The following is a 4,166-nucleotide window of genomic DNA, read 5'->3' as shown; positions in this document are numbered from 1 at the left end:
TCTCTGGCGTTGTTTCAGCGATTTCGCGTTAACGGCAAGCTCGAAGAACTTTTATCAATTATTAAGGTGATACTCTCAAGGCGTCTTTGACCTTGCCTTAATGCCGGGCAGCGGCCAGGCTGGAGGTGCGGGGGAGTTATGACAAAACGAATTGCCGACTGGATGGAAAAATGAGCGTGGCAGCTATGGCCGTTGGCATTTTTCAGGGGCAGTCCATTGGAGTTTTTCCCGGTGTCATGTGCCTTCTTGCAAGCCCCTGTCTCACAAGGAAAACAGGAGTATAACCATGACAACGTGGATCCTCGCATCACTGGTCTGCGTCTGCGTGTTCCTCTATGGCCTTTACCTCACCCGCAGCAAGGACGCCGGGCAAAGCTGAAAACGCGGGTGACTGGGATTGAGCATGAAGGGCCGCCGGCATCTTGCACGCGCCGCGCGACTTTTCCCCGCTCGCTTACCGCAGCCATGCGCACCGGGCAAAGCCCGATTGCGCGCGGCAAGCTCGCTATCAGCGGCGTACACGCCGCGCCTGGCGGTCTGAGGTGGGCGGTCTGAGATGGCGGGGGGACGGCAATATTCTGCTTGCCCAGTCTAAAAATTTTTATCATACTACCTGACATCATTTACTGATAATTTTTTATAACTATCATAAAACATTAAAAAAAGTGAGAACAAAATCATGTTCCTTCCCAAGGACAGAAGTTTTCTCACCTTCAAGGCCGGAAAGTGGATTTTTTCCGCGGCGTGTGACGAGACCGAGGTCGAACCGTGGCTCATCCGTGCGGAAACGCTGCTGGAGGCGCTCTTTTCCACGCCCATGCTTCCGGAGTGGGTGGGGCGGTTTCAGGAAGAACTTGTCCGCAAGTCCATTTTCGGAACGGCGGCCATGGAGGGCAATCCACTGACGGAAGCGGAGGTGGGGCGGTGGCTCAGTGCGGATTCAGCGCAGACGTCCTCCCATGCCCATCGGGAAATTGAGAATCTGAAGGAGCTTTACCAGACGCTCTCAGACCCCGGAAGGGCACAGGCTCCCCTTGATGAAGCGCAGATCCGGCAGTTTCATGCGTGTATCTGCCGCGGCCTTGCCTTTGAGGACAACATCCCCGGGCAGTACCGTGTGGGCAGGGTCGTTGTGGGCGATGAGGCGCACGGCGGCATCTATACGCCGCCCAGGGAGCGGGCTGATGTCATGCACCTCATGCGCGAACTCTTTGCCTGGCTTGACGGCGAGGATGTACAGCGGCTGTCCCCGCTGCTCCGCGCGGCCTGCGTCCATTATTACCTTGTCCTTATCCACCCTTTCCGCGATGGCAACGGGCGCACGGCACGCTTTGCCGAGGCGTATCTGCTTGCCGGGGCGGGCATGAAGCTGCTCGCACCCGCGCTGTCAAACTATTATTACCGGCATAAGGACGACTATTTTTCTGCTCTTTCGCGAAGCGGAAAAAAAAGAGACCTGACGGCATTTTTTACCTTCATGCTTCAGGGCGTCTGCGAGGCGGTCAGAGAGATTCAGAAAGAAATACATGACGTTATGAAAATGCAGCTGCTGTTGAATTATACAGTAGATCTGCGCAGGGAGAATCGTATTTCTGAACGGCAGAAAAATCTTTTCGACATGGTCAGCACCTATGTGCATACCTTTAGCGTGGAGAGCATCAGGAACGATCCTTCCCTTGCCGCGCTGTATAAGGGTGTTTCCACCATGACCGCCAGGCGCGACATAAAAAGGCTTGAGGAACTGGGCCTTCTTGCAAGAAATGGCAAGACCTACAGCATCCGTGACGATTGGCTGACGCAGCACTGAGCCAGCCTGACAGAAAAAAGACGCCGAAGCCGGGGATTTTCCCCGGCTTTTTCTGTGCCGCGCTCTTTTTCTGCGGGAAGATGGCCGAAAAGGAGGCATTCCATGACCATCGAAACGGATGAACGCTGCCTGGCGCAGATCAGGCGTCACGAAGGCGCGGTGCGCGACAGCGAGGGCCTGCACCAGGCCTACGCCTGCCCTGCCGGCAGGCTGACCATCGGCTACGGCCACAACCTTGACGCCTGGCCCGTGCTGGGGCTGTCCGGCGCGTCGCACATCAGCGAGGATCGGGCGGAGGCGCTGCTCCGGGAAGACTGCGCCCGCATCGCCTCCGTCTTGGACGCCGTCATTCCCTGGTGGCGCGGCCTGGTTCCGGCGCGGCAGGCGGTGCTGCTCAACATGGCCTTTAACCTTGGCACGCGCGGACTCATGTATTTTTCGCGCACCCTTGAAGCCGTGCGCCTCGGCAAATGGGAGACGGCCCGGGCCGAGATGCTGGACAGCCGCTGGGCGCAGCAGGCGAAGCGCCGCGCCGTGGAGCTGGCCGCGCAGATGCAGAGCGGAACCTGGAGCGAGGCAGAGGCGTGAAGGCAGGGGCCGGAGCGGGCGGCTCGCTTCCGTTCTGTGCCGTGTTTGAAAACGCTCCGAAAGGGAGCAGAAAGGAGGTTTTATGGAAGAGATCATCAATGAACTGTTTGGGAGCTATGCGGCGCTTGCGCTTTCCGTCATGGGCGTGTGCGCGGCGCTGGCGGCCTTTCTTCCCGCGCCGGGCGCAGGGGCGAGCGTGTTCTACCGCGTGCTTTACCGGGTTCTGAACGTGCTGGCCGCCAACGTGGGCCGGGCGCGCAACGCCGTGGACGTGGCCGGTCATGTGGCCGGGGATGCGGCCGGGGACGCGAAGAACTGAAGGCGGATGCGTTCGCGCGGGCGGAAAAGGAGGAAGAATGTGGTGTCTTTGCGGGAAGCCTTGCTGGGCCTGGGATTTCGGATTCTGGAAGCGCTGGATGCGGCCCGCGCTCGCGAGTTTCGCCGCCGTGTGGCTGCTGACGGCGCAGGGGTGCTCCTCGCCCAGCTCGCCCCCGGCGCTGCCGGTGCTGACCAGTCTTCAGCGGCTGGAACTGCACGGGACGCCGGGCCTGTGGATGGACAGCGGCGATGCCGGACGGCTGGCCGCGTGGATTTATGACGTCACCGGGGAGACCGGCGGGGACGCCTGGTAAGAGGGCAGGGGGGAACGCCGCACCGCGCCGGATGTGGCAGCCGTGGCAGCCGCGCCGCATGAGGTGGTTGCGGTGGCACGGCGGAGAGGCGGCGTTTTCCCCGGTCCTTCTCCCGGACTGAAGGGTTTTGCCGCAGCGGTGCGGCGCAGACTGACAACGAAAGGAGTGTTTATGGACAGAACGAGTGAACGAAACGGGAGGATTGAAACGGAAGACGCGCTTCCTGCCGCAGCGGAGGCCCTGGAGAGAACGCCCGAGGCCGCCGCTTTTGGGGACGCGGGCGGGAAGGGCGGCAGCGGCGAAGAGGTGGTGGATGGCGGGCGCGTGCTGCGTGAAATCGCCCGCATCGCCTTTGCCGACCCCCGCGAACTCATGACCTGGGGCCCGGATGGGATATGGGTGCGGCCCAGCGGGGAGATTTCCGACGATGTGGCGGCCCTTGTCTCCGAGGTGCGCGAAGGCCGGGACGGCGTCACCCTCAAGCTGCTGGACAAGTCCAGGGCGCTGGAGCTTCTGGGCAAGCATCTGGGCCTGTTCAAGGACAAAGTGGAGATGAGCGGCGAGCTGGACATGGCCGCGCAGCTCATGGAGGCGCGGGAACGCCTGGCCCGCCTCCGTTAACCGTTGGAGGCAAAAAGGCAGGAAAGGCAGGAAAGGCATCTTGTTTTTCCTGCCGGAAAAACGCTTAAAGGCAGCCGAACTTCCAGTTCGGCGAAAGGCACCCTCCGGCCACGTCTGACGGGATCGCGCCTCGTGCAGCGAAGCTGCCCTCGGCCGCGCTCCGCGTGACCTTTCTTCCGCTCCTCGCCCGCCTCCATGCCGGCTTTCCAGCCGGCGCGGGGTCGTCGCTCCAAGCTCGCTACCGCTCGCGCCTCCGGCGGTCTAAGGAAGTGAAAAGCAAGTAAGCAGGCGCCTTCCTTAGCTGCCGGACGGCGCGGCGCGTGCGCCGCTGATAGCGGAGGCGGCGTGTTCGTCAGGCTCCGCCTGCGAACATGGTTACGCCGCCGGAGCGGGAAAAATCTCGTCGCTCCAAGCTCGCTACCGCTCGCGCCTCCGGCGGTCTAAGGAAGTGAAAAGCAAGTAAGCAGGCGCCTTCCTTAGCTGCCGGACGGCGCGGCGCGTGCGCCGCTGATAGCGGA

At 61.7% G+C, this 4,166-nt stretch carries 5 protein-coding genes; all 5 read left to right on the top strand.

From position 1 onward, the window contains the following. Positions 1-679: 679 nt before the first annotated feature. The 5 genes from Q0Z94_RS11265 (at position 680) to Q0Z94_RS11245 (ending at position 3,648) form a co-directional block, all read left to right on the top strand. Positions 680-1,807, top strand: coding sequence for a Fic family protein (locus tag Q0Z94_RS11265; protein WP_298069769.1), 1,128 nt, complete (start codon positions 680-682; stop codon positions 1,805-1,807). A gap of 102 nt (positions 1,808-1,909) precedes the next feature. Beyond that, positions 1,910-2,395, top strand: coding sequence for a glycoside hydrolase family protein (locus Q0Z94_RS11260; RefSeq protein WP_298069767.1), 486 nt, complete (start codon positions 1,910-1,912; stop codon positions 2,393-2,395). Between the two features lie 82 nt (positions 2,396-2,477). Then, the gene (locus Q0Z94_RS11255) at positions 2,478-2,714 is read left to right on the top strand and encodes a hypothetical protein (protein ID WP_298069765.1); all 237 of its coding nucleotides are present in this window, start codon (positions 2,478-2,480) and stop codon (positions 2,712-2,714) included. Positions 2,715-2,753: 39 nt separating this feature from the next. Beyond that, positions 2,754-2,993, top strand: coding sequence for a hypothetical protein (locus tag Q0Z94_RS11250; protein WP_298069763.1), 240 nt, complete (start codon positions 2,754-2,756; stop codon positions 2,991-2,993). Positions 2,994-3,198: 205 nt separating this feature from the next. After that, positions 3,199-3,648: a terminase small subunit gene (locus Q0Z94_RS11245; RefSeq protein WP_298069760.1), complete on the top strand. Its 450-nt coding sequence runs from the start codon at positions 3,199-3,201 to the stop codon at positions 3,646-3,648. Positions 3,649-4,166 lie beyond the last annotated feature (518 nt).

Source organism: uncultured Mailhella sp., assembly GCF_947631555.1.
In the GTDB taxonomy this organism is placed as follows: Bacteria; Desulfobacterota; Desulfovibrionia; order Desulfovibrionales; family Desulfovibrionaceae; genus Mailhella.
This window is presented reverse-complemented; position numbering and strand designations above follow the sequence as displayed.

What these genes read in the sequence shown, in the direction of transcription:
- Q0Z94_RS11260 (WP_298069767.1), top strand. Translation starts at nt 1,910, where the DNA reads ATGACCATCGAAACGGATGAACGCTGCCTGGCGCAGATCAGGCGTCAC.
- Q0Z94_RS11255 (WP_298069765.1), top strand. Translation starts at nt 2,478, where the DNA reads ATGGAAGAGATCATCAATGAACTGTTTGGGAGCTATGCGGCGCTTGCG.
- Q0Z94_RS11265 (WP_298069769.1), top strand. Translation starts at nt 680, where the DNA reads ATGTTCCTTCCCAAGGACAGAAGTTTTCTCACCTTCAAGGCCGGAAAG.
- Q0Z94_RS11245 (WP_298069760.1), top strand. Translation starts at nt 3,199, where the DNA reads ATGGACAGAACGAGTGAACGAAACGGGAGGATTGAAACGGAAGACGCG.